Source organism: Corynebacterium sp. HMSC068H04 (assembly GCF_001811255.1).
GTDB lineage: Bacteria > Actinomycetota > Actinomycetes > Mycobacteriales > Mycobacteriaceae > Corynebacterium > Corynebacterium hesseae.
In genome coordinates this window covers 111,454-131,591 of record NZ_KV803996.1, presented here as the reverse complement: position 1 = coordinate 131,591, position 20,138 = coordinate 111,454, and the positions used below count along the sequence as shown (strand labels likewise).

The 20,138-nt window shown below is 60.8% G+C and carries 18 protein-coding genes; 10 read left to right on the top strand and 8 right to left on the bottom strand.

Annotated features, from left to right (window positions below; all coding sequences use genetic code 11):
- Position 1: 1 nt before the first annotated feature.
- The 4 genes from dnaK to HMPREF2792_RS06560 form a co-directional block, all read right to left on the bottom strand.
- A complete protein-coding gene (dnaK, locus tag HMPREF2792_RS06575; protein ID WP_070523650.1) occupies positions 2-1,846 on the bottom strand; it encodes a molecular chaperone DnaK in 1,845 nt (614 codons plus the stop codon).
- Between the two features lie 229 nt (positions 1,847-2,075).
- Positions 2,076-2,777: an ABC transporter ATP-binding protein gene (locus HMPREF2792_RS06570; RefSeq protein WP_232748483.1), complete on the bottom strand. Its 702-nt coding sequence runs from the start codon at positions 2,775-2,777 to the stop codon at positions 2,076-2,078.
- Between the two features lie 97 nt (positions 2,778-2,874).
- The gene (locus HMPREF2792_RS06565) at positions 2,875-3,882 is read right to left on the bottom strand and encodes a FecCD family ABC transporter permease (RefSeq protein ID WP_083306403.1); all 1,008 of its coding nucleotides are present in this window, start codon (positions 3,880-3,882) and stop codon (positions 2,875-2,877) included.
- Positions 3,879-4,808, bottom strand: coding sequence for a FecCD family ABC transporter permease (locus tag HMPREF2792_RS06560; RefSeq protein WP_232755653.1), 930 nt, complete (start codon positions 4,806-4,808; stop codon positions 3,879-3,881). Before HMPREF2792_RS06560 ends, HMPREF2792_RS06565 begins: the two co-directional genes overlap by 4 nt.
- A 161-nt stretch (positions 4,809-4,969) precedes the next feature.
- Between HMPREF2792_RS06560 and HMPREF2792_RS06555 the strand changes: the two genes are divergently transcribed.
- The 3 genes from HMPREF2792_RS06555 to HMPREF2792_RS06545 all read left to right on the top strand — a co-directional run bounded on the left by HMPREF2792_RS06555 (position 4,970) and on the right by HMPREF2792_RS06545 (position 11,240).
- Positions 4,970-6,082 (top strand): ABC transporter substrate-binding protein, encoded by a 1,113-nt coding sequence (locus tag HMPREF2792_RS06555; RefSeq protein ID WP_070532059.1) that lies wholly within the window; start codon positions 4,970-4,972, stop codon positions 6,080-6,082.
- 401 nt (positions 6,083-6,483) lie between these two features.
- Complete coding sequence (locus tag HMPREF2792_RS06550) at positions 6,484-9,930, top strand: bifunctional proline dehydrogenase/L-glutamate gamma-semialdehyde dehydrogenase (RefSeq protein ID WP_070532058.1); 3,447 nt, start codon at positions 6,484-6,486, stop codon at positions 9,928-9,930.
- A gap of 35 nt (positions 9,931-9,965) precedes the next feature.
- On the top strand, positions 9,966-11,240 hold the full coding sequence (locus HMPREF2792_RS06545) for an AI-2E family transporter (RefSeq protein WP_154736619.1): 1,275 nt from the start codon (positions 9,966-9,968) through the stop codon (positions 11,238-11,240).
- Between the two features lie 123 nt (positions 11,241-11,363).
- Here the strand turns inward: HMPREF2792_RS06545 and HMPREF2792_RS06540 are convergent, their stop codons facing one another.
- On the bottom strand, positions 11,364-11,942 hold the full coding sequence (locus HMPREF2792_RS06540) for a nucleosidase (protein WP_070523666.1): 579 nt from the start codon (positions 11,940-11,942) through the stop codon (positions 11,364-11,366).
- A gap of 111 nt (positions 11,943-12,053) precedes the next feature.
- On the opposite strand from HMPREF2792_RS06540, the gene HMPREF2792_RS06535 reads away from it, so the two are divergent.
- The 7 genes from HMPREF2792_RS06535 to HMPREF2792_RS06500 all read left to right on the top strand — a co-directional run bounded on the left by HMPREF2792_RS06535 (position 12,054) and on the right by HMPREF2792_RS06500 (position 16,988).
- Positions 12,054-12,548: an LppP/LprE family lipoprotein gene (locus HMPREF2792_RS06535; RefSeq protein WP_070523669.1), complete on the top strand. Its 495-nt coding sequence runs from the start codon at positions 12,054-12,056 to the stop codon at positions 12,546-12,548.
- 55 nt (positions 12,549-12,603) lie between these two features.
- Positions 12,604-13,227, top strand: a complete 624-nt coding sequence (locus HMPREF2792_RS06530) for an LppP/LprE family lipoprotein (protein WP_070532057.1) — start codon at positions 12,604-12,606, stop codon at positions 13,225-13,227.
- Between the two features lie 97 nt (positions 13,228-13,324).
- Entirely contained in the window at positions 13,325-14,479 is a 1,155-nt protein-coding gene (locus HMPREF2792_RS06525; protein WP_070532050.1) for a TRAFAC clade GTPase domain-containing protein, read from the top strand.
- Positions 14,470-14,796, top strand: a complete 327-nt coding sequence (locus HMPREF2792_RS06520; protein ID WP_070532048.1) for a hypothetical protein — start codon at positions 14,470-14,472, stop codon at positions 14,794-14,796. The genes HMPREF2792_RS06525 and HMPREF2792_RS06520 overlap by 10 nt, the downstream gene beginning before the upstream one ends.
- Before the next feature lie 75 nt (positions 14,797-14,871).
- Positions 14,872-15,360, top strand: coding sequence for a hypothetical protein (locus tag HMPREF2792_RS06515; RefSeq protein WP_230307940.1), 489 nt, complete (start codon positions 14,872-14,874; stop codon positions 15,358-15,360).
- Between the two features lie 92 nt (positions 15,361-15,452).
- Positions 15,453-16,331, top strand: a complete 879-nt coding sequence (locus HMPREF2792_RS13000; protein ID WP_141746435.1) for a flagellar basal body-associated FliL family protein — start codon at positions 15,453-15,455, stop codon at positions 16,329-16,331.
- Positions 16,332-16,355: 24 nt separating this feature from the next.
- Positions 16,356-16,988 carry a hypothetical protein gene (locus tag HMPREF2792_RS06500; protein WP_070532036.1) on the top strand — a complete coding sequence of 211 codons (633 nt, stop codon included), beginning with the start codon at positions 16,356-16,358 and terminating at the stop codon, positions 16,986-16,988.
- A gap of 43 nt (positions 16,989-17,031) precedes the next feature.
- Here HMPREF2792_RS06500 and HMPREF2792_RS06495 read toward each other — a convergent pair whose 3' ends face one another.
- Genes HMPREF2792_RS06495 through HMPREF2792_RS06485 form a run of 3 tightly spaced genes read right to left on the bottom strand, consistent with a single transcriptional unit; the run spans position 17,032 to position 20,002 of the window.
- A complete protein-coding gene (locus tag HMPREF2792_RS06495) occupies positions 17,032-18,324 on the bottom strand; it encodes a sulfate adenylyltransferase subunit 1 (RefSeq protein ID WP_070532034.1) in 1,293 nt (430 codons plus the stop codon).
- A complete protein-coding gene (gene cysD / locus HMPREF2792_RS06490; RefSeq protein WP_010188641.1) occupies positions 18,324-19,220 on the bottom strand; it encodes a sulfate adenylyltransferase subunit CysD in 897 nt (298 codons plus the stop codon). The genes HMPREF2792_RS06495 and cysD overlap by 1 nt, the downstream gene beginning before the upstream one ends.
- Positions 19,220-20,002, bottom strand: a complete 783-nt coding sequence (locus HMPREF2792_RS06485; protein WP_070532030.1) for a phosphoadenylyl-sulfate reductase — start codon at positions 20,000-20,002, stop codon at positions 19,220-19,222. The genes cysD and HMPREF2792_RS06485 overlap by 1 nt, the downstream gene beginning before the upstream one ends.
- Positions 20,003-20,138: the final 136 nt, after the last annotated feature.

Genomic DNA, 20,138 nt, shown 5'->3' with positions numbered 1-20,138 from the left:
TTTACTTCTCCTTGTTCTCGTCGTCCTCGTCTACAACCTCGGCGTCGACGACGTTCGGGTCACCAGCGGCGTCGCCAGCAGCGGCACCCTCGGCACCCGCCTCAGCAGCCTGTGCCTCGTACAGGGCCTTGCCCAGCTCCTGGGACTCGGTGCCGAGCTTCTCGACGGCCGACTTAATCGCCTCGATGTCATCGCCCTTGAGCGCTTCATCGACGGCATCGGCAGCCTCGGTCACGCGGTTCTTCAAATCCTCCGGCAGCTTGTCAGAGTTCTCATCCATGAACTTGCGGGTCTGGTAGGAGGTGGACTCGGCCTGGTTGCGGGTCTCCTGCTCCTCGCGGCGCTTCTTGTCTTCCTCGGCGTGTGCCTCGGCGTCCTTGACCATGCGGTCGATCTCTTCCTGGGACAGGCCGGAACCATCCTGAATCTTGATGGTGTTCTCCTTGCCGGTGGCTTTGTCCTTAGCGGAGACGGAGACGATGCCGTTGGCGTCGATGTCGAAGGTGACCTCGATCTGCGGCACGCCACGCGGTGCCGGGGCAATGCCGCCGAGCTCGAAGGAGCCGAGCAGCTTGTTGGCGGAAGCCATCTCGCGCTCGCCCTGGTAGACCTGAATCTGCACGGAAGGCTGGTTGTCATCAGCCGTGGTGAAGGTTTCGGACTTCTTGGTCGGGATGGTGGTGTTGCGCTCGATGAGCTTGGTCATCACGCCACCCTTGGTCTCGATGCCGAGGGAGAGCGGGGTGACGTCGAGAAGCAGCACGTCCTTAACCTCACCGCGCAGCACGCCTGCCTGGAGAGCAGCGCCGACTGCCACGACCTCATCCGGGTTAACGCCCTTGTTCGGGTCCTTGCCGGTCATCTCCTTGACCAGGTCGGACACGGCCGGCATACGGGTGGAACCACCGACGAGGACCACGTGGTCAACCTGGGACAGGGACAGGCCAGCATCCTTGATGACCTGGTTGAACGGCTCCTTGGTGCGGTCCAGCAGATCCTGGGTGATCTTCTGGAACTCGGTGCGGGACAGGGTCTCATCCAAGAAGAGCGGGTTCTTCTCGGAGTCCACCGTGATGTACGGCAGGTTGATGTTGGCGGACTGGGAGGAGGACAGCTCAATCTTGGCCTTCTCAGCAGCCTCACGCAGACGCTGGACAGCGCGCTTATCCTTGGTCAGGTCAACGCCCTGGGAAGCCTTGAACTTATCGACGAGCCAGTCGACAATGCGCTGGTCCCAGTCGTCACCACCGAGCTGGTTGTCACCAGCGGTAGCCATGACCTCAACAACGCCGTCACCGATCTCCAGCAGGGAGACGTCGAAGGTACCGCCACCGAGGTCGAAGACCAGGATGGTCTGCTCCTGCTCGCCCTTCTCCAGGCCATAAGCCAGCGCGGCGGCAGTCGGCTCGTTAACGATACGCAGGACGTTGAGGCCTGCAATCTGGCCGGCCTCCTTGGTGGCCTGGCGCTGGGAATCCTCGAAGTAAGCCGGGACGGTAATGACGGCGTCGGTAACGTCCTCACCCAGGTAAGCCTCGGCGTCGCGCTTCAGCTTCATGAGCGTGCGGGCCGAAATCTCTTGCGGGGTGTACTTCTTGTCATCGATATCGATGGTCCAGTCGGTGCCGATGTGGCGCTTGACGGAGCGAATGGTGCGGTCAACATTGGTGACCGCCTGGTTCTTGGCGGACTGGCCAACGAGAATTTCGCCGTTCTTGGCAAAAGCCACGACGGACGGGGTGGTGCGGGAACCCTCGGAGTTAGCGATAACGGTTGCCTCGCCACCTTCCAGCACGGATACAACCGAGTTGGTGGTACCAAGGTCAATTCCTACTGCGCGTCCCATAATCTTTTCTCCTTGCGTGTTGGGGTTTGTTTTAAGTTGATAGTGCGCGACTCAACTTCTGCCGCGTCCAGTCAGCGACTCTAACAGAAGCGACACTCAAAGTCATCCAAACCTGAGCGCCGGTCACTCAACCTACACAACGCAGGCAAACTCAAAGTTGTTCCCGATCGACTCAACTTTTTTATTTATCGCCAACACGCTGGGAAAACAAACCCGGTTTGGCGGAGACTCACCCTACAGGGACGATTGCCGGCTCACCGTCCACATCTACAACGCGGACTGACAGCCCATAGAGTTCCTCAATAAGGGCAGGGGTGATGACCTCGCGCGGCACGCCCGCGTCCCGCACCGTTCCATCTTTCATCGCCACGACGTGATCCGCATAGCGCAATACATGCGCCAAATCATGAATGACCGCAATAAGGGTTTTGCTTCCTGCCAGCTGCCGCATCAGCCGCATGAAGGAATGCTGGTATCCAATGTCAAGCGCGCTCGTTGGCTCATCCAAGAAGAGCACAGGCGTTTCCTGGGCGAGGGCCATGGCCAACCAAGCACGCTGACGCTGACCGCCAGACAACGCCGCTACCTCGGCCGTCTCCAGTTGTTCAAGGCCCACCTTTGCTAGCGCACGACTAACGGCACGCTCGTCCTCCTGGCTCCTCCACCCCATAAATCCTTGGTGGGCGAATCGCCCGCGCGCAACCAGTTCCCTGACATTGATCCCTTCGGGAGCTATGGATTGCTGCGACATCACGGCGACGCGCCGAGCGTAGCTACGCCGAGAGAATGCGGCTGCATCTTCTTCGCCAATGCACACCGCGCCCGCGTTCGGCATTTCCAACCGCGCCAACACCTTCACCAAAGTGGATTTTCCACAACCATTGGGGCCGATAATGGCAGAAAATTTCCCGGCCGGAAAAGACACATCCACCGAGTCGAGAATTAACGGGGCAGTCCTCCCATAGGACATGCTCACCCCCTCAGCCCGCACGCTCGGCGCACCGTCACATACTTTTAGTTGGTTCACTTTACTGACCTTTCATTCCGGCAGATCGGGATTGCCACAGCAGCAAACCCGCCAGGTAGATGCCACCGCCGCAGACCGTAATAAGACCGGCAGGCAGAGTAATTGGGAAAAACAGCCGCTGCCCTGCTAAATCGGCAGCGAGCAAGAAAAGTGCACCGAGGACTCCAGAGAGCAACACCGGCGTCCTGTCTGGACGCGAGAGCAACCGAGCCATATGTGGGGCCGCGAGGGCAATAAATGAGATTGGGCCCGCTATCGCCGTCGATACAGCGACAAGAACTGTGCCAACCAGAACCATCACCACACGTGCACGACTCACGTTCAACCCCAACGAACTCGCCGTGCTATCCCCCAGGGCAAGCGCGTCGCACCAGCCACGCAGCAGCAACCCAGCGACGCACGCCACGCCTCCCAGCACCCCCAAGGGGATAACGTATCCCCAGGACACAGCATTCAATGTTCCAGCCGCCCAAGTCGCCGCACCTAAGGATTGCTCCAACTCGCCGCTTAGAATCAGCCACTTGTTTATTGCTGAAAGAAAGAACGTCACTCCAATCCCCACCACAATCAGCCTTGCTCCCGTGAGCCTTCCGGCAAATGAAAGCCCCATGATGAGTAACGCAGTGATAGTCCCACCCACCAACGCGCCTAGCGCAATGTTGAATGCGGAGCTAAAGCTCGCCAAGGAGACCGCGATGACACCGGTATAGGCACCGGTATTAAACCCGATAATGTCGGGTGACCCCAGCGGATTGTGGGTGAGGATCTGAAAGATGGCGCCCGCTATGCCCAAACACATTCCTACGACAATCGCGGCAACCACCCGCGGAGCACGCCATTGCCACACGACGGTGGCCGCAAAGTCAGTGCTATTGGGATTCGTAGCCACGGACCACAACGCTGCGCTATCCTGCCCGGCACCAGGCGAGAAGAGCGAATAGGCAGCAATAGCCAGCGCGACGATCACAATGCCTGCAAAGGACAAAACACTTCTCACGCTCACAATCACAGCCTCCTTCCAGCGCGATGGGACAGCGCAATCAATACTGGGGCACCAATGAGCGACACCGTGACGCCAGCCGGCAACTCAGCAGCAGTGAGGTAGCGGCCCACAATATCGGCACCCAATAAAAACAAAGGCCCCACCACGGCAGCGGCGACAAGCTGTGCCCGCTCTTCGTATATCCCGCACAGCCTGACAACATGCGGGATAACTAGTCCAACGAACACAATCACCCCCGCCGCTGCGGTGGCGGTAGCAGCCAACACCGTTACCGCCGCGACAAGCCCCAAACGAGTCAGTTTGAGGTTAATGCCGAGACTCGCCGCAACGTCATCCCCCAGAGCAAGGGGCGGCAAGTGGCGAGCAAAGACAATCAGTAGCACCACGCCTACCACCAGTCCGCCGAAGGCAATCACCACTGGCGTCCACGAAGCAACGTCAACGGAGCCCGTCACCCAAGCACGGATTCTTGCAAAGGCGTGAGGATCTATCAGGATCAGCGCGGAGGACAGGCCCTCACATACCGCCCCGATGGCTACGCCTGCAAGAATCAGTCTCAGCGGATCAACATCGCCCGCTCTGCCACGCCCGACCGCGGTGACCAGCAGCATGGTCACTGCCGCACCGATGATGGCTGCGAGCGAAAACGCAAAAGGTGATTGCCACCCCCACCAGCCCAGAGCAATGGCGGCGGCCAAACTGGCGCCTACGTTAATCCCGAAAACTCCGGTATCTGCCAAAGGGTTGCGCGTCATGATCTGCAGAACTGCACCAGCGAGGGCCAAAGCACAGCCTGCGCAAACAGCAACGAGTGTACGGGGAAGACGCCTCTCCCACACGATCGAGGAAGCTATACCAGGCTGTCCCCGAAGGGCGGCCAACACGTCGCTGAAGGGAATGCTACGCGCGCCCAACGCCAGTGACAGCGCCACGCCGATACAGAGAATGGCAAGGCCAGCAACTACTACCCAACCAAGACGCCGGGTATTTCTCTTTCCGGCGCGCAACCCCTGCTCAATCACCGACACCACCCAAATACCTTCATATGCTCACGTTTCCTTAGCTCGACCTAATTTAGGTTAGGCTACCTTTTATGAACATTCGAAAGAAAATCGCACCCCGCACCCCTCTCCTCCGCCTCACTGCTGTTGGTCTTACCGCAGCGCTAGCGCTCACCGGCTGCGCCAGCCTCGAAAACACCAACTCAAACGCTGACGCTTCTAACCCTGCGTCCTCACCGTCCGGGAAAGAATCAGGAAACTCCAATTCAGCCTCGGGAAATGACTCCGTGGCCACCGGAGGCGAAGGCTTTGCCGGGGCGAGAGAGAAAAGCCAAAGCTTTGGCAGCGATGCAGCCCCTGGTCAATTCCCACGCACGGTCACGCATGCACGCGGAACGACCGAACTCAAAGAAAAGCCACAACGGGTGGTTGTTCTAGAAAGCGGCGAACTCGATTCCGTCCTAGCACTCGGCATGAAGCCAGTCGGCATGACCACGTCCAAGGGCCAGAATCCCGTCCCGGATTACATGGCCGACAAAGCAAGTGACATCGAAACGGTAGGCACGATCAACGAAGTCAATATGGAAAAGATTGCTTCGCTCAACCCCGACCTCATAATCGGCTCGCAGCTGCGCATGGATAAGCACTATGACCAGCTCAATTCCATCGCACCTACCGTTTTCTCGATCCGCCCTGGATACACCTGGAAAGAAAACTTCCGACTCATCGGTGAAGCCCTCGGAGAAGAGGAGCGCACCGAACAAGTCATGGCCGACTATGACAAGAAGATCGAAGAAGTAAAGAAGGTCATTGAGGACGGGCCAGCTAGCGAAGACACCACCGTCACCATTCTGCGCTTCATGCCGGGCAAGGTACGCCTCTACGGGCGCCTTTCACTCATTGGAACGGTGCTTGATGACGCCGGCCTCGCCCGCCCCGCCAACCAGGACATCGAAGAGCTCGCTGCGGAAATCTCGCCGGAGAACATTGACCAAGCGGACGCCGACTACATCTTCTACTGCAGCTACGGAGATCCCTCCGCCACCGGCCAAGACACCGCCGTTTCTACCGCGGCGTTCCAACGGCTACCTGCGGTCAAAGACGGCCATGCCATCGAGGTCAGCGACGATACGTGGGCACTCGGCTTGGGGCCTCTGGGCGCACAGAAAATCGCGTCAGATCTCGCGGACTATCTCAGCCACTAACACGGGGGTAGCACCCTCCCCTCAAAACAACACCTGTGGGATTGACTCACCCCAACTTAAGGGGCTAGCTTTCATGTAAGCGAGATGGGTTACACGTCTACGATTTCTGTGCGGCGGGCCATATCAAGGTCACCGATTTCTCGCTAATCAGGCCAGGCCGTTGCCTGGCTGCTCCCCACACGCAAGAAGGGTGGTCGCACATGAATGCTCACTTCATTAGGCAGCGTCGTTCTTCCGATCGGCCACCGGTTGTGTACGCCAGCGTTAAATAAGCACCTCTTTTCACACAGACTGAACGGCACGGCGCAGAGTATGCGCCCGTGTTGGACTAGAAAGTCTGCAGTTTCCGCTTTCCGCAAGGCCGCACCAGTGTGCCTTGAGACCCATAAAGGTTGTAATCCATGACTAACGATGCTCACACCCCCGTTCCCGAATCCACCGACATTGACGCCGCGCTGATCGCCGACGCCGCGGCCCAGGCCCACTCCTGGCTCGCCTCCACCGCCGACGAGCAGGATCCGGCCACAGAACAACTCGCAGACTTATTGCGCAACCCGGACGGGGTGGCCTTCACCATGGACTTCGTGGACCGCGTCATGCGCCCCGAGGATGACAAGGTAGCCGCCCACGCGCTGAAGTCCGTCACCACCACCTATGACGCGTCCTTCCTCGGCCTCATCAACGGCTCGCTGGTGGGCCTGGGTGGGTTCTTCGGGCCCATCCTGCCCAACCTGGTCATGCCGCTGGCACGCATGCGCATGCGCCAGATGGTGGGCCACCTGGTCCTCGACGCCGAGAGCGATGCCCTGAACAAGACCCTGGACAAGGCCGCCGAGTCCGGCGAGCAGCTCAACCTCAACCTCCTCGGTGAGGCCGTACTGGGCGACGACGAGGCGCGCTCCCGCGCCGAGCGCACCCTCAAGCTCATCAAGAACCCGCGCGTGACCTACGTCTCCGTCAAGGCCTCCTCCATGGTGGCCCAGCTCAACCCGTGGGATATCGAGGGCTCCCTGGTCCGCCTCAAGGAGCGCCTGCGCCCGCTCTATGAGGCCGCCGCGCGCCGCCCCGATAAGGTCTTCATCAACCTCGACATGGAGGAATACCACGACCTCCACCTCACGGTGCGCCTGTTCACCGAGCTTCTCAGCGAGCCGGAGTTCACCAACCTCGAGGCTGGCATCGTCCTGCAGGCTTACCTGCCGGATACCTTCGACGCCTTGGCGCACCTGGCAGAATTTGCCAAGCAGCGCGTGGCCGAGGGTGGATCTCACATCAAGATTCGCATCGTCAAGGGCGCAAACCTCTCGATGGAGCACGTCCAGGGTGAAATCCACGGCTGGCCGGCAGCACCTTATGCCACCAAGGATGAGGTGGACGCCAACTACTACCGCCTGCTCGACTACATCCTGCGCCCCGAGTTCGCCGACTGCGTGCGCATCGGCGTGGCCACCCACAACCTCTACACCGCGGCCTTTGCCTACAAGCTGGGCACCAAGCGCGGTGTCATGCGCATGATGGATTCCGAAATGCTCCAGGGCATGTCCCCGGCCCAGCAGGCCGCGGTCCGCGATGCCTTCGAGGGCCGCCAGATCCTCTACACCCCAGTGGTGCACATGGAGGACTTCGATGTCGCGGTCTCCTACCTGGTGCGCCGCTTGGAGGAAAACTCCGCACCACAGAACTTCCTTTACGCCCTCTTCGCCCCGGAGGAGCAGGCGCTTAAGGACCAGGAGCAGGTCTTCCGCGAGGCCGTCGAGCAGCGCTGGGATACCTTCGCCGGCCCGCGCCGCACCCAAAACCGCCTGGAGGAGGCCGAGCAGGCTGCCGGCCGCCAGGCACCGCGCACAGGGCGCTTCGCCAACGAGCCAGACACCGACCCGGCCCTGGAAGCCAACCGCGAGTGGGCGCTCAAGGCCCTGGCCACCGACCCGGGCGAGCACGGCGTGGAGGAGGTGACGGATGCGGGGGTCGTCGACAAGCACGTAGCCCGCGCCGCCGAGCTCGGCGCCGAGTGGGGCGCACGCCCTGCCGAGGACCGCGCCCGCGCGCTCGAGGCCGTGGCCGATGAGCTGGCCAACCGCCGCGGCGAGTTCATCTCCGTGGCCGCCTATGAGGCCAACAAGACCGTCACGCAGACCGACCCGGAAATCTCCGAGGCCATCGACTTCTGCACCTACTACGCGCAGTCCGCGCGCCTGCTGGAGAGCTACGCCGCCGAGTTCACGCCCCACCGCGTGACCGTGGTGACCCCGCCGTGGAACTTCCCGGTGGCCATCCCCACCGGCGGCATTGCGGCAGCGCTCGCCGCGGGTTCCGCCGTCATCATCAAGCCCGCGCCGCAGGTCGTGCACTGCGCGAAGCTCGTCGTGGAAGCCTTCCGCGCTGGTTTGGAGGCACAGGGCCTCGACCCGGATCTGGTCCAGCTCGTCTTCACCGATGAGGGTGAGGCCGGCCGCGCGCTGATCTCCCACGACGATGTCGACGCCGTCATCCTCACCGGTGCTTCCGATACCGGCAAGCTCTTCCGTTCCTGGAAGCCGGAGCTCAACATCATGGCGGAGACCTCCGGCAAGAACGCGCTCATCATCACCCCGTCCGCGGACCCGGACTTGGCCATTCAGGACCTCTACCTCTCGGCCTTCGGCCACTCTGGCCAGAAGTGCTCCGCGTCCTCCCTGGTCATCTTCGTCGGCGCGGCTGGCGAGTCGCAGCGCCTGCGCTCGCAGCTTGTCGACGCCGTCAAGACCCTCATCCCCGGCCCCGGCTATGAGATCACCACGACGATGAACGGCCTGGCCGAAGCCCCGGGTGAGAAGCTGCTGCGCGGCCTCACCCAGCTGGAGCCGGGCGAGAAGTGGCTGGTGAAGCCGGAGAAGCTCAACGAGGAGGGCACCCTGTGGTCGCCGGGTATCCGCGATAACGTGCGCCCAGGTTCCTGGTTCCACGTCAACGAGTGCTTCGGCCCGGTTCTTGGCATCATGCATGCGGAGACCCTGGATGAGGCCATCGAGTGGCAGAACTCCACCGGCTACGGCCTGACCGGCGGCATCCACACGCTGGATAACGACGAGATCGATTACTGGCTCGAGCGCGTCGAGGTAGGCAACGCCTACGTCAACCGCGGCATCACCGGCGCGATTGTGCAGCGTCAGTCCTTCGGCGGCTGGAAGAAGTCCGTCATGGGCCCGGGAGCCAAGGCCGGCGGTCCGAACTACGTGGCACAGTTCGGCACCTGGTCCGAGGGCCCGCTGCGCCCCTTCGACGTGGATATCTCCCAGCCGGTGGCGGCCCAGCTGCGCGCCTTTGGCAAGCTGGATCTTTCGGAGGAGGACACCGCTTGGCTGTGGCGCGCGGCGGAGCTCGATGAACTGGCTTGGCAGCAGGAATTCGGCCGCAAGCACGACCGCGCCGGCCTGGTCTGTGAGGCCAATGTCTTCCGCTACCGCCCGGTGCTCACCCCGCTCCAGGTGCGCATTGGCACTGATGCCGCGCTTCGCGACGTCTCCCGCCTCGCCCTCGCCGCCACCCGCACCGGCTCACCCGTGCGCTTCAGCGCCGCGCCGGAGAAGGCCGCGGAGCTGCGCGAGCTGGGCTTTGACATCGATGCCGTGGAGGCAAGCGCCTTCGCCCGCGAGGTTTCCGGCTTGGAATCCGCGCGCATTCGAACCGTGGGTTCTGTCGAGCCAGGCGTCTTTGAGGCCGCGGTGGAATCCAACTCCGTGGTCCTGGACCAGCCGGTGCTGGCCGATGGCCGCCGTGAGCTCCTTCCCTTCCTCCTCGAGCAGGCGGTCTCGGTGACGATGCACCGCTTCGGCATCATCCGCCAGGTAAGCAGCATCCGCGCATAGTTCGTTTTCTGCGCTCATATGAGAAGATGGAGCGCATGACAAACAACAATGATGACGGTGCCCGCTCGGGCACGTCCTCCACGGCCTCTGGCGCGGCGGCTTCTGCCGCCGCGGAGCCCATTAATGAAGAAGCTACCCTCCCGGTGTCGAAGACCGATGACAAGTCTCGCGTCCTCGGGCGCGATGCCATCTCCTTGGCCAAGGTGTGCTTGATCTTCATCATCGTGGTGGCGGGCGTCGGCCTGGCCGGCTACCTGCTGAAGTTCATCTGGGTGGGCCTGCTGCCGGTCATCCTGGCCATTTTGGTGTGCACGGTGCTCTTCCCCGTGACCAACTGGTTGCGCGCGCACAAATTCCCCCGCGCGCTGGCCTCCATCACCACGCTGCTGGGCTTTTTGGCCATCATCGGCGGCGTCTTCGCGGCGATGGCCCCGGTCGTCTCCTCTCAGGGCGCGTCCTTGGTCAATCAGGCTGAAGGCGGCTTGAACAAGCTCGTCGATATGGCCAAGGACCTACCTTTCGATATTGATGCCGCGAAAGTCCAGGAAGTACTTGATGACGCCATGACCTTCATCAAGGGCCAAGCTTCCAACATCGCCACCGGGGTGATTTCCGGTGTATCGATGGCCAGCTCCATCGCCATGGCGCTCGCCATCATGCTCTTCGTAGCCTTCTTCATCCTCAAGGACGGCGATAAATTCCTGCCGTGGCTGCGCACCTACACCGGCTACTCCGCCGGCTGGCACGCCACCGAGCTGCTGACTCGCGTGTGGAACACGTTATCTGGCTTCATTCAGGCGCAAGCAGCCGTCGCGGCCGTCGACGGCATCCTCATCGGCCTCGGCCTCTGGGTTCTCCAGGTACCGCTGGCCCTTGTCATCGGCGTAGTTACGTTCTTCGCCAGCTTCATCCCGGTCATTGGCGCTGTCACTGCGGGCGCTTTGGCCGTCATCATCGCGCTGGTCTCCGATGGGCTGACGAAGGCCTTGCTCGCCTTGGCTCTCATCATCATCGTCCAGCAGGTGGAGGGCAACGTCCTCCAGCCGATGCTGCAATCCAAGGCCATGGGCCTGCACGCGGCAATGGTGCTGCTCTCCGTCACGGTCGGCTCCGCCTTGGCCGGCATCATCGGCGCCTTCCTGGCTGTGCCGGTGGCTGCCACCATTGCCGTGGTCTTCCGCTACCACCAGGAGATGGCCAGCCTGCGTGCCGGCGAAATCGAAGCTAAAAACATTAAGATTTCCACGGCGGAGGGCCATGAGGACGTCATGGAGCTCTACGAGAACCTAGAGGCCAGCGGCGCCCGCTAGCCACACAACCGGTGCATGGCTCTAGCCCTGGCCGTGCAACTGCCCTAGTTGCCAAACTTCTCCCCCACCACCCGCGGCGGGAGCGATGGTTTTGGCAACTAGGGCACTTTCCGTATGTGGGGTCTAATCCGCGGACACCGTGCCGAAGGCGGCGGCCAACTCCTCCGCCGCGCGGTCGAGCACCGAGGCCCACGAGCCATAGGATTCTTCGTTAGCGGTGTCCGAAACCTGCTTGAGAAGCGTGCACGGCACACCAAACTTTCGGCACACCGCAGCGATGGCGTAGCCCTCCATATCGCACAGCGCAGAATCCTGGGCAAGGCGCGTGCGGGTCGGGGTATCCGAAATAAAGGCGTCACCCGTGGCAAGCGTGGCGGTCGGCAGCTTACCGGAGGTCTCTAGCTCGATGACCTCCGGGAGCAGATAGCGGGAGACATCGCTGAGCACCTCCAGGTGAAAGTCGTGCTTGCGTACGTGGGAGATCTCGAAGACGCCTGAGAGATCGTCGCGAAGCGCGCCCGCAGTACCGATGTTGATGACACGCTCCGGCAACACCTCTGCCGACGCCAGCACCGTTGTCAGCTCGATGGCGGCGGGAACCGTACCAATACCCGTGATGAGCAGCGGCGCTCCCTCAGGAACATGCGTGGCTTCGGCATCCACGGCGGCGACGAACAGTGTACGACCAGACAGATTCTCCATGCCTGAGAGACTACCCGCTGACCCGAGGAATGCTCTCCGTAACTCTGGCCGGGGTCTCTGCGGCCTTTGTAGGGTCTGGAACCACACCGAGACCTCAGAAAGGAGAACACAATGTTCACACCACGAGTTTTCGCCGGAGCCGCACTACTTTGCTTCCCCCTCATTGCATGCAGCAGCCCAGAAGAGGTTCAGGCTAGCCCCGTCGCCGAAGTCTGCGAGGCTGGCAATGCCCACGCCGCATTCGCCGACAACATCGCCCAGGTTCCCCAGTGGAATGGACATGAATGGGCACTGGTTGATTCCGCCCACTTCGATCCGTGCGCGGAGCTGAGTTGGCAGACCATTTCCGTCGAAGGCGCAACTGCCTCCTCACCGCACCACATCATGCTCTTCCACTACGGCGAGTACATCGGCACCGCCACCGCCGAGCCCTACGCCTTCTTCCCCAGCGTCGAGCAAGTCAATGGCAGTGAGATTTCCGTGACCTACCACTGGCCGCAAGAAGGCGACGCCAATGCCGCTCCGACGGGCACCACGGAAGCAAACTTCCGCTGGGACGCCGCCCAGAACAAAGTCGTCATGAGCGGTGACGTTCCTCCTCGCTAAAATAAAACTAATCGTGCGCCTCACACGAGGCGCACTTTTTATGGAAGGAAAAATAATGCTCAGGCCTGCCTTTGTGGGCGCTATCCTCATCTGCCTCCCACTCGCTGCTTGTGCGCAAAGCCATCAGGACGAGGCAGAGACCCCTATGTTCAGTGCGGTCCACAACAGCTCGGCGAGCGTTGCCGCCGAAAGCACCACGGAAGAGGAGATAAGCCCTGAGCCGACGAGCAACGAGGCACCTTCCCCTACCCAGAGCGCGGACAAGTCGGAGTCCTGCGAGGATATTGACGCCGACGAGGCCTATCAATCAGGCATTGGCAGCATCGCGCCGTGGAATGACTACGGCTGGCAGCTTTCCTCTTCCGCCGGTTTCGACCCTTGCGCGGCTTTGAGCTGGCAAATTATCACCATCGAGGGTGCCACGGCCTCCTCACCGCACCACATCATGCTCTTCCACAAAGGCGAATACCTTGGCACCGCCACCTTCGAGCCTTATGGTTTCTTCCCCACCGTCGAGCGAGTGAGTGACGCTGAGATCGCCGTGACCTACCACTGGGCCCGCGAGGGCGAAACCACCGCCGGGCGCACCGGCGAAACGCATGCCGGATTCCGCTGGGACGAAGACCAGCAGAAAACAGTCATGAGAGGCGACGTTCCGCCAACGTCTTTGGGCAGTTAAAGACGTAATCAATCCGCCGCTTTTGCTCCCCCTTGTCCTTCTAAGAAGTTCTCGCACGCATTAGGCGCGATTTTTTCCGCTGATGTATTTTCGCACTATGAGCAAACAACAAATTCACCAGCACATCGCAGTTTTTGGTCAGGCTGGAAGCGGAAAGACAGTCCTTCTTTCCTCACTCTTTGGCCGCCTCCACGAGCCATCAGCAATCCGTAAGAACGGGTACAGATTCCTAGCGGAAGACTCCGCGCGCGGAAACAAATTGCTCCAAAAATACTTGGGAATGAAAGAGCAAGCCCAAGCTCCGATGCAGGATAAGTTTGTTTCCTCTCCATTCAGCTTTAGATTCGTCCCCGAGTCCCAACCTTTGGACGCGAAAAAGAAGACTTCGCACATTGGCATTACTTGGCATGACTATCCAGGCGAATGGTTTGAGTCCGAAGTCAACTCTGAAAGCGAAAGAAATGATCGGGCGCATACTTTCCGCCAACTGATCCAATCAGATGTCGCCCTGGTTTTGGTTGACGCACAAAAGCTGCTCGACCACCAAGGCGACGAAGAGCGCTACCTCAAGTCACTATTCGGCACCTTCCGGAACACATTGCTGGGCATTAAATCCGACATCATTGCTGACAATGAACGGCTGGAGCAGTTTCCCCGTATCTGGGTTATCGCGCTTTCTAAAGCTGACCTCATGCCGGAGTTAGATGCGCACAGACTCCATGAACTCGTCATTCTCCATGCCGCAGATGAACTGAACGCGCTGCGCAAAGTTCTGGCAGATTTCGTCAACGGCGACGAGGCTCTATCCGTCGGAGAAGACTACATCGTCATTTCTTCAGCTGAGTTCAAGAACGGCACTATTGATTTAGAAAAGCACAAAGGCGTTGATGCTTTGCTTCCGCTATCTACGATTTTGCCTATCCAACGCTACCAGCGGTGGAATGTATTGCGCCTTCTCCCGGCTGGCCTAGCAGACGAAAAGATCGTAAAGAGGGGGCTTGGCATAGCCCAAACGGCTCTTGCGATGCTTGACAAAGTAAACAAGAAGCCATTCAGTTTTTTAGCGAAGGCTCAAGGTATCGCTGGTCTGGTTGATCCCCTCATGTCTGCGACCATTCCGGTGATTGCTGAAGCTCGAAAGGATGCGGTGGAAAAGCATGAATTTAAGGAATTGTTGCTTACAGATTTCATCATGAAATTGCGCGAGAGCATCGACAACGACATTCTCGAAAGGTCGCCGCGATGGAAATAATCTGGGCTACGCGAGGCAAGCACTGGGGCCATAAGTTCTTACTCGATGGCGGCTATAAGGACCCATTGCCGCCATATCTTGAGGCATTTTCGGGCTTTGAAAACTCCCGCCGCGTGTTTGAACGCTGCAATGGGCACTTGGCTTTAAGGTTTCCAGATCCAGAGGAGCGCCACGATGAGTCAGGCCGCTTGATTTACCACGACCTAGTTATCAGCGGCCATGCCATTACCGATGCCCGCTCTTACGACGAAGCATGCTCTTTTATGTGGCCTTTGATTGCAGACGAATATAGCAAGCTCTGGGATGCAGAAAACTAGAAAAGAATCTGGGCTCGTTAAACAGTTAATAGCCGCCGTGAATATCAAGACCTTATCCCCAGAAAACTGATGAAGATGACTGATGGCTGGAATTCAGCAGAATTCGCGGAGAAGATGAACTGCCTGCTAAAGCGATACTACGCAGGAGACAATGGGCTTTCTCCAGCTGCAGTAGAGCTTCGGGCGGTGTGGAGAGCAGCGGGACTCGCCTACGCAATTTTCACGGTCTCGAATCCGAAAGGGATTGCATATGTGGGACTGGAAATGACAGTTCTTCCGGGACCTGGTTCCGCCATGTCGGAAGAAGAAACCGCTATAGAAGGCTGGTTAGACCGATTAGGCGGGGATACCCTGGCCAGCACATTGGACTACAACGAAGATGACAAAATCCAATGGAAAGGAAAGGTCGCCGACAACACTCCAGAGTTTTTCTCAGAGCTAGGACCCGCTGTGGGAGAAGTGTTCTTCCCCACCGCCGGGCGCACCGGCGAAACGCATGCCGGGTTCCGCTGGGACGAAGACCAGCAGAAAACAATCATGAGCGGCGACGTCCCACCGAATTAAACCCCTTATTGTGAGGGTAAATACGGCTATAGTGTGACACGGCTTCCTGTGGAAGCTGCTGTCTGCCGCCCCCGTTTTAAGGAGTTTCCTGCGTGACCAATAGCAACCCTTGGGCCCCGCCAAGCAACGAGGGCCCGGAACGTCCTGCACGCTCGGGAAGCATTGTGATCATCGCCGTCGTCGTACTCCTTGCGATCATTGCTGGTGTCACGTGGCTGTTAATGTCGCGCTCCTCTTCTGAAACCACAGAGCAGGAGGCCCTCTTTACGCAGGTGGCCCCGAGCACCAGCACAACAAATTCTGAGGCCACCACAACAAGCAGTGAACCCCTCACTACGAGCGTTAAGACGAGCACTGCGAAACCCGTGACGTCTAAAGCCACGCCTCAGGACAGGTGCGGTACAGCAGCCGAAAAGACCAGGAACGATATTCCACGCCCGATGACGCTGTTTTGCAATGACGACTGGCTCTACCTCGCCACAGAAAATAGCTCCTCTTTTTATCTCTATTCCTGGGGCGGTGGAAAATGGGTTCCCTATAAGAACGACGACCTCGTTGACTCAACGACGATCAAGTGCTGGGATTCCAACCGCCTCAGCGCCGACAATGTCCCGAAGCAAATCACGGATGACATCCCCCTCTGCGAGCAGAGCACTGAGGACAGCGCTGAGAGCACACAAGCGCAAGAGACCTGCGATGGCCGCTATATCCTCATCGTGGACTCCCTCCTCGTCCCTTATGGCGAGTCCCCGCAATCCGAAATCAACCGCGTTGAGGCCCATTACGCCGGGGTCAAGATCATGCCGGGAACAGCATGCAGCTCGCTGCGTTCGGAGCACGAAGGCAAGCAGGTCTATGCGGCCTACTACGACGCCGGCCACAGCGTGGATGAGGTCTGTAAGCTCAAGGCGCGATACGGTGGCAACGCCCGTTCGCTCAATAACAATGCAGATTTCAGCGATCCCTGCTAACCCCTCGAAAGGACTTTTCGCCTCGTGGCACACTACAACCTCTATAACTCCCTCAACCTTGACCCTTCCGCTGATTCCGCGACCCTGACCTCGGATATCGAGCGCCGCCTCGCCGCGACTGACCCGTCCAACGCCGCGCTTTACGACGAACTCTCCACCGCCCACAGCATCTTCTCCCGCCAGGACCGCCGCGAGCAGTATGACCGAGCTATCGCGGATCCCTTTGGCCCCGAGGTGGACGTCGCCCGCATCCGCGAGATCGCCACGTCTGGCTCCGGTGTTCAGCTCATGCCCCAGCCGTCGACCGCTCAGGCTTCAGATTCCTCCAACTTCAACGTTGACCTGAGCAACTTCTCCTTCCCCGTGGAGCCCTCCCGCCAGCGCGCGCAGTCGATCCAGTGGTGCATCGTGTGGGGTCTGCTGGCCTTCATGTGGATCATTTCCACCATTCGCGGCCTCGGCACCCTCGCGGAGGTCGGAAACGCCAGCGGCGTCGAGCTCCTCTACGGCGCTGATGACTACGTCGACGAGGCCAGCTCCGCCGGCGCCTTCTTCTTCATGGTCGCCGGCGGTACTCCGGTCTACCTGATGATTGCGGAGTTCATCTGGTCCCTGCGCAAGACCTTGGGCCGCAAGCAAGCTGAGAAGAACGTTTAAAACGCCGAAACCCGCGGCCATCTAGCCGCGGGTCAGGGGGGGATTAACGCAGGCGCTGGCCCACAAATCCTGCTGCCAACGTGTTGCCGCTGGACTGATCGATGAGCAGGAAGTTGCCCACCGCGCCGCGGGCGGCATAATCCTCCACGGGAAGCTCCGCCTGTGTCTGGACGGTGATGAACGCAATGTCATTGAGGGCTGCTGATTCCGGTGCCTCAACATCCGCCACGCCGTCTAGGTCGAGGATGCGGTCCACCGATGCCACGCGCGCCTTGACCAGTGCGGCACCATAACGCAGCTTCACCATCTGGCCCGCACGCAGCTCCTTGTCCGTGAGGACCACCGCGGTGGCGGCGAATTCGCGCACCTCCTCCGGGCGCTGCGCACCGGCGATGAGGTCGCCGCGGGCCAAGTCGATGTCATCGGCCAGCCTAAGTACCACGGAATCCCCGGCGCGCGCCGCCTCATCCGAGCCAAGCGGGCCGTCGTTGGTATCGATCGCGGTGACCGTCGAGGTGCGCCCGCCTGGCAGGGTCACCTCATCCCCCACCGCCACGTGCCCGGCCTTCACGCGGCCGGCATAGCCGCGGTAGTCACTGGCGTGCTCGCGGATGACGTACTGGATGGGGAAACGCAGGTCCAGATCATCGGCGCGGCCGGTGGCCACTGGGACGGTCTCGAGCGTGTCGAGGACCGTCGGGCCCTCGTACCACGGCATGTTCGTGGAGCGTTCCACCACGTTATCGCCCTTCAACGCCGAGATCGGGATGGCCACCGAATCGGTGATACCCAAGCGCGCGGCGACCTCGTTGAACTCAGTCTCGATCGCACGGAAGGTGGCCTCGTCGTAGTCCACCAGGTCGATCTTGTTCACGCCCAGGATCACGTGGCGCACGCCCAGGAGTGCGGCCACGTTGAGGTGTCGGCGGGTTTGTTCGACGACGCCATTGCGGGCGTCGACAAGCAGCACCACCACCTGGGAGGTGGACATGCCGGTGACCGTGTTGCGCGTGTACTGCACGTGGCCCGGGGTATCGGCGAGGATGAAGGTGCGCTTATCGGTGGCAAAGTAGCGGTAGGCCACGTCGATGGTGATGCCTTGCTCGCGTTCGGCGCGGAGGCCGTCGACAAGCAGTGAGAGGTCCATGCCGTCGAAGCCGCGGTCGGCAGAGGAACGCTCCATGGACTCCACCTGGTCCGCCAGCACGGACTTGGTGTCGTAGAGCAGGCGGCCCACGAAGGTGGACTTGCCGTCATCGACGGAACCGGCGGTGCACAGGCGCAGGGTATCGCGCTGTTTGAGCGCGCCGACATTCGGTGCGAGGGTAGTCGTCATCAGAAGTAGCCTTCCTTCTTGCGGTCCTCCATGGCGGACTCGGACAGTTTGTCATCGGCGCGGGTGGCGCCGCGCTCGGACAGGGTGGAAATGGAGATTTCCGCGAGCACCTCATCGGGGGAGGCGGCGGTGGATTCCACAGCACCGGTGCAGGACATATCGCCCACGGTGCGGTAGCGCACGGTGCGGGTCTCCAACGGTTCATCCTCGCGCGGGCCGCCCCACTCGCCCGGGGTCAGCCACATGCCGTTGCGGTTAAACACCTCGCGCTGGTGCGAGTAGTAGATGGAGGGAAGCTGCAGATTGCGCGCGCCGATGTACTCCCAAATATCGGATTCGGTCCAGTTGGAGATGGGGAAGACGCGGACGTTTTCGCCGGCCATCTTGCCACCGTTGTAGAGGTCCCACAGCTCCGGGCGCTGGCGGCGCGGGTCCCAGCCGCCGAAGGAATCGCGGATGGAGAAGATGCGCTCCTTGGCGCGGGCGCGTTCCTCGTCGCGGCGGGCACCACCCAGGACGGCGTCGTAACCGCGCTCGGCGATTGTCTCCACCAGCGGCACGGACTGCAGCGGGTTGCGAGTGCCATCGGGGCGCTCCTGGAGGTCGCCGCGGTCGATCCAATCCTGGACGTGAGCGACGTGCAGGCGCGCGCCGGTCTCGGCGACGAGCTGATCGCGGAAGTCGATGACCTCCGGGAAGTTGTGCCCGGTATCGACGTGGATGAGCTCGAAGGGCACTGTGGCCGGCGCAAAGGCGCGGCGGGCGAGCTCGAAGACGACGACGGAGTCCTTGCCGCCGGAAAAGAGCAGGCCTACCTTGTCGAATTGCCCGGCGACTTCGCGCAGGATGTGAAGGGATTCGTTCTCTAAGTCTTTAAGGTGTGGTGAAAGAGTCATTAGTCGTGCAACCCGCATTCTGTCTTGCCGTCAGCGAAAACGCGCCCGGAGCGCGCATCCTCGCCCTCGCCTACCGGGAAGGTCAACGGCGCGCAGCCGATAGAGCGGTACCCCTGGAGGGTGAGGGGGTGGATGATGAGGTCGTGTTCCTTGATGTAGGCGTCGGTGTCATCGAGGTCCCACGTAATAATCGGGGAAATCTTCAGCCGCCCCGTGCGGTCCAGACTCAGCGCCGGGGCGGTGGCGCGGTGCTCGGAATCGGCGCGGCGCAGGCCGGTGACCCACCCGACATACGGGTCCATAGCCATGTTGAGCGGCTCCACCTTGCGCATGCGGTTATAGGCCGCGACATCGCGCGCGTACAGGCGCGGGCCATAAATCTTGTCCTGCTCCTCGGGGCTCAAGATAGGCAGGACGCGCACCAGCGGCAGGTCCGCATAGCGCTTGGCGACGTCCCCCGCCACCTCCAACGTCTCCGGAAAGTGCCAGCCGGTGTCGATGAAGAGGAGGTCGGCGTCGAGGTGCGCTTGGTGCGCGAGCTCGGCGAGCACGGTGTTTTCCATGGACATCGTGACGGCGAGGCGGCCGGGTGCGTGCTCGGCGGCCCATTCGGTGATGGTCTCGGCGGAGGCGTCATAAAGCTTGTCGGCCCACTCCTCGACGAGTTCCTGGTTGCGCTCGGCCACGGCAAGCTCGAGCGGCGCGGTGTCGCGGGTGCCTTCGGGGCTAATGCTGGGGTCGCGGTAGTCGCCGCGGTCCAGCAGGTTTATCGGTTCGGTCATGACACCTCACATTAAAGGGAGGCGGGCGTGTGCGCAGCCCCACAGTGGGGCGCGGGGGCTGTGAGCTTGGGTACTAGGGAGAATAAAAATTAGCCAGAATGAACCGAGCGGACTAGATTTACAGACTAGACAGTCT

Excerpts from the sequence above, each read along its gene's own strand:
- dnaK (WP_070523650.1), bottom strand. The coding sequence starts at position 1,846 with ATGGGACGCGCAGTAGGAATTGACCTTGGTACCACCAACTCGGTTGTA.
- HMPREF2792_RS06555 (WP_070532059.1), top strand. The coding sequence starts at position 4,970 with ATGAACATTCGAAAGAAAATCGCACCCCGCACCCCTCTCCTCCGCCTC.
- HMPREF2792_RS06550 (WP_070532058.1), top strand. The coding sequence starts at position 6,484 with ATGACTAACGATGCTCACACCCCCGTTCCCGAATCCACCGACATTGAC.
- HMPREF2792_RS06545 (WP_154736619.1), top strand. The coding sequence starts at position 9,966 with ATGACAAACAACAATGATGACGGTGCCCGCTCGGGCACGTCCTCCACG.
- HMPREF2792_RS06540 (WP_070523666.1), bottom strand. The coding sequence starts at position 11,942 with ATGGAGAATCTGTCTGGTCGTACACTGTTCGTCGCCGCCGTGGATGCC.
- HMPREF2792_RS06535 (WP_070523669.1), top strand. The coding sequence starts at position 12,054 with ATGTTCACACCACGAGTTTTCGCCGGAGCCGCACTACTTTGCTTCCCC.
- HMPREF2792_RS06530 (WP_070532057.1), top strand. The coding sequence starts at position 12,604 with ATGCTCAGGCCTGCCTTTGTGGGCGCTATCCTCATCTGCCTCCCACTC.
- HMPREF2792_RS06525 (WP_070532050.1), top strand. The coding sequence starts at position 13,325 with ATGAGCAAACAACAAATTCACCAGCACATCGCAGTTTTTGGTCAGGCT.
- HMPREF2792_RS06520 (WP_070532048.1), top strand. The coding sequence starts at position 14,470 with ATGGAAATAATCTGGGCTACGCGAGGCAAGCACTGGGGCCATAAGTTC.
- HMPREF2792_RS06515 (WP_230307940.1), top strand. The coding sequence starts at position 14,872 with ATGACTGATGGCTGGAATTCAGCAGAATTCGCGGAGAAGATGAACTGC.
- HMPREF2792_RS06495 (WP_070532034.1), bottom strand. The coding sequence starts at position 18,324 with ATGACGACTACCCTCGCACCGAATGTCGGCGCGCTCAAACAGCGCGAT.
- cysD (WP_010188641.1), bottom strand. The coding sequence starts at position 19,220 with ATGACTCTTTCACCACACCTTAAAGACTTAGAGAACGAATCCCTTCAC.
- HMPREF2792_RS06485 (WP_070532030.1), bottom strand. The coding sequence starts at position 20,002 with ATGACCGAACCGATAAACCTGCTGGACCGCGGCGACTACCGCGACCCC.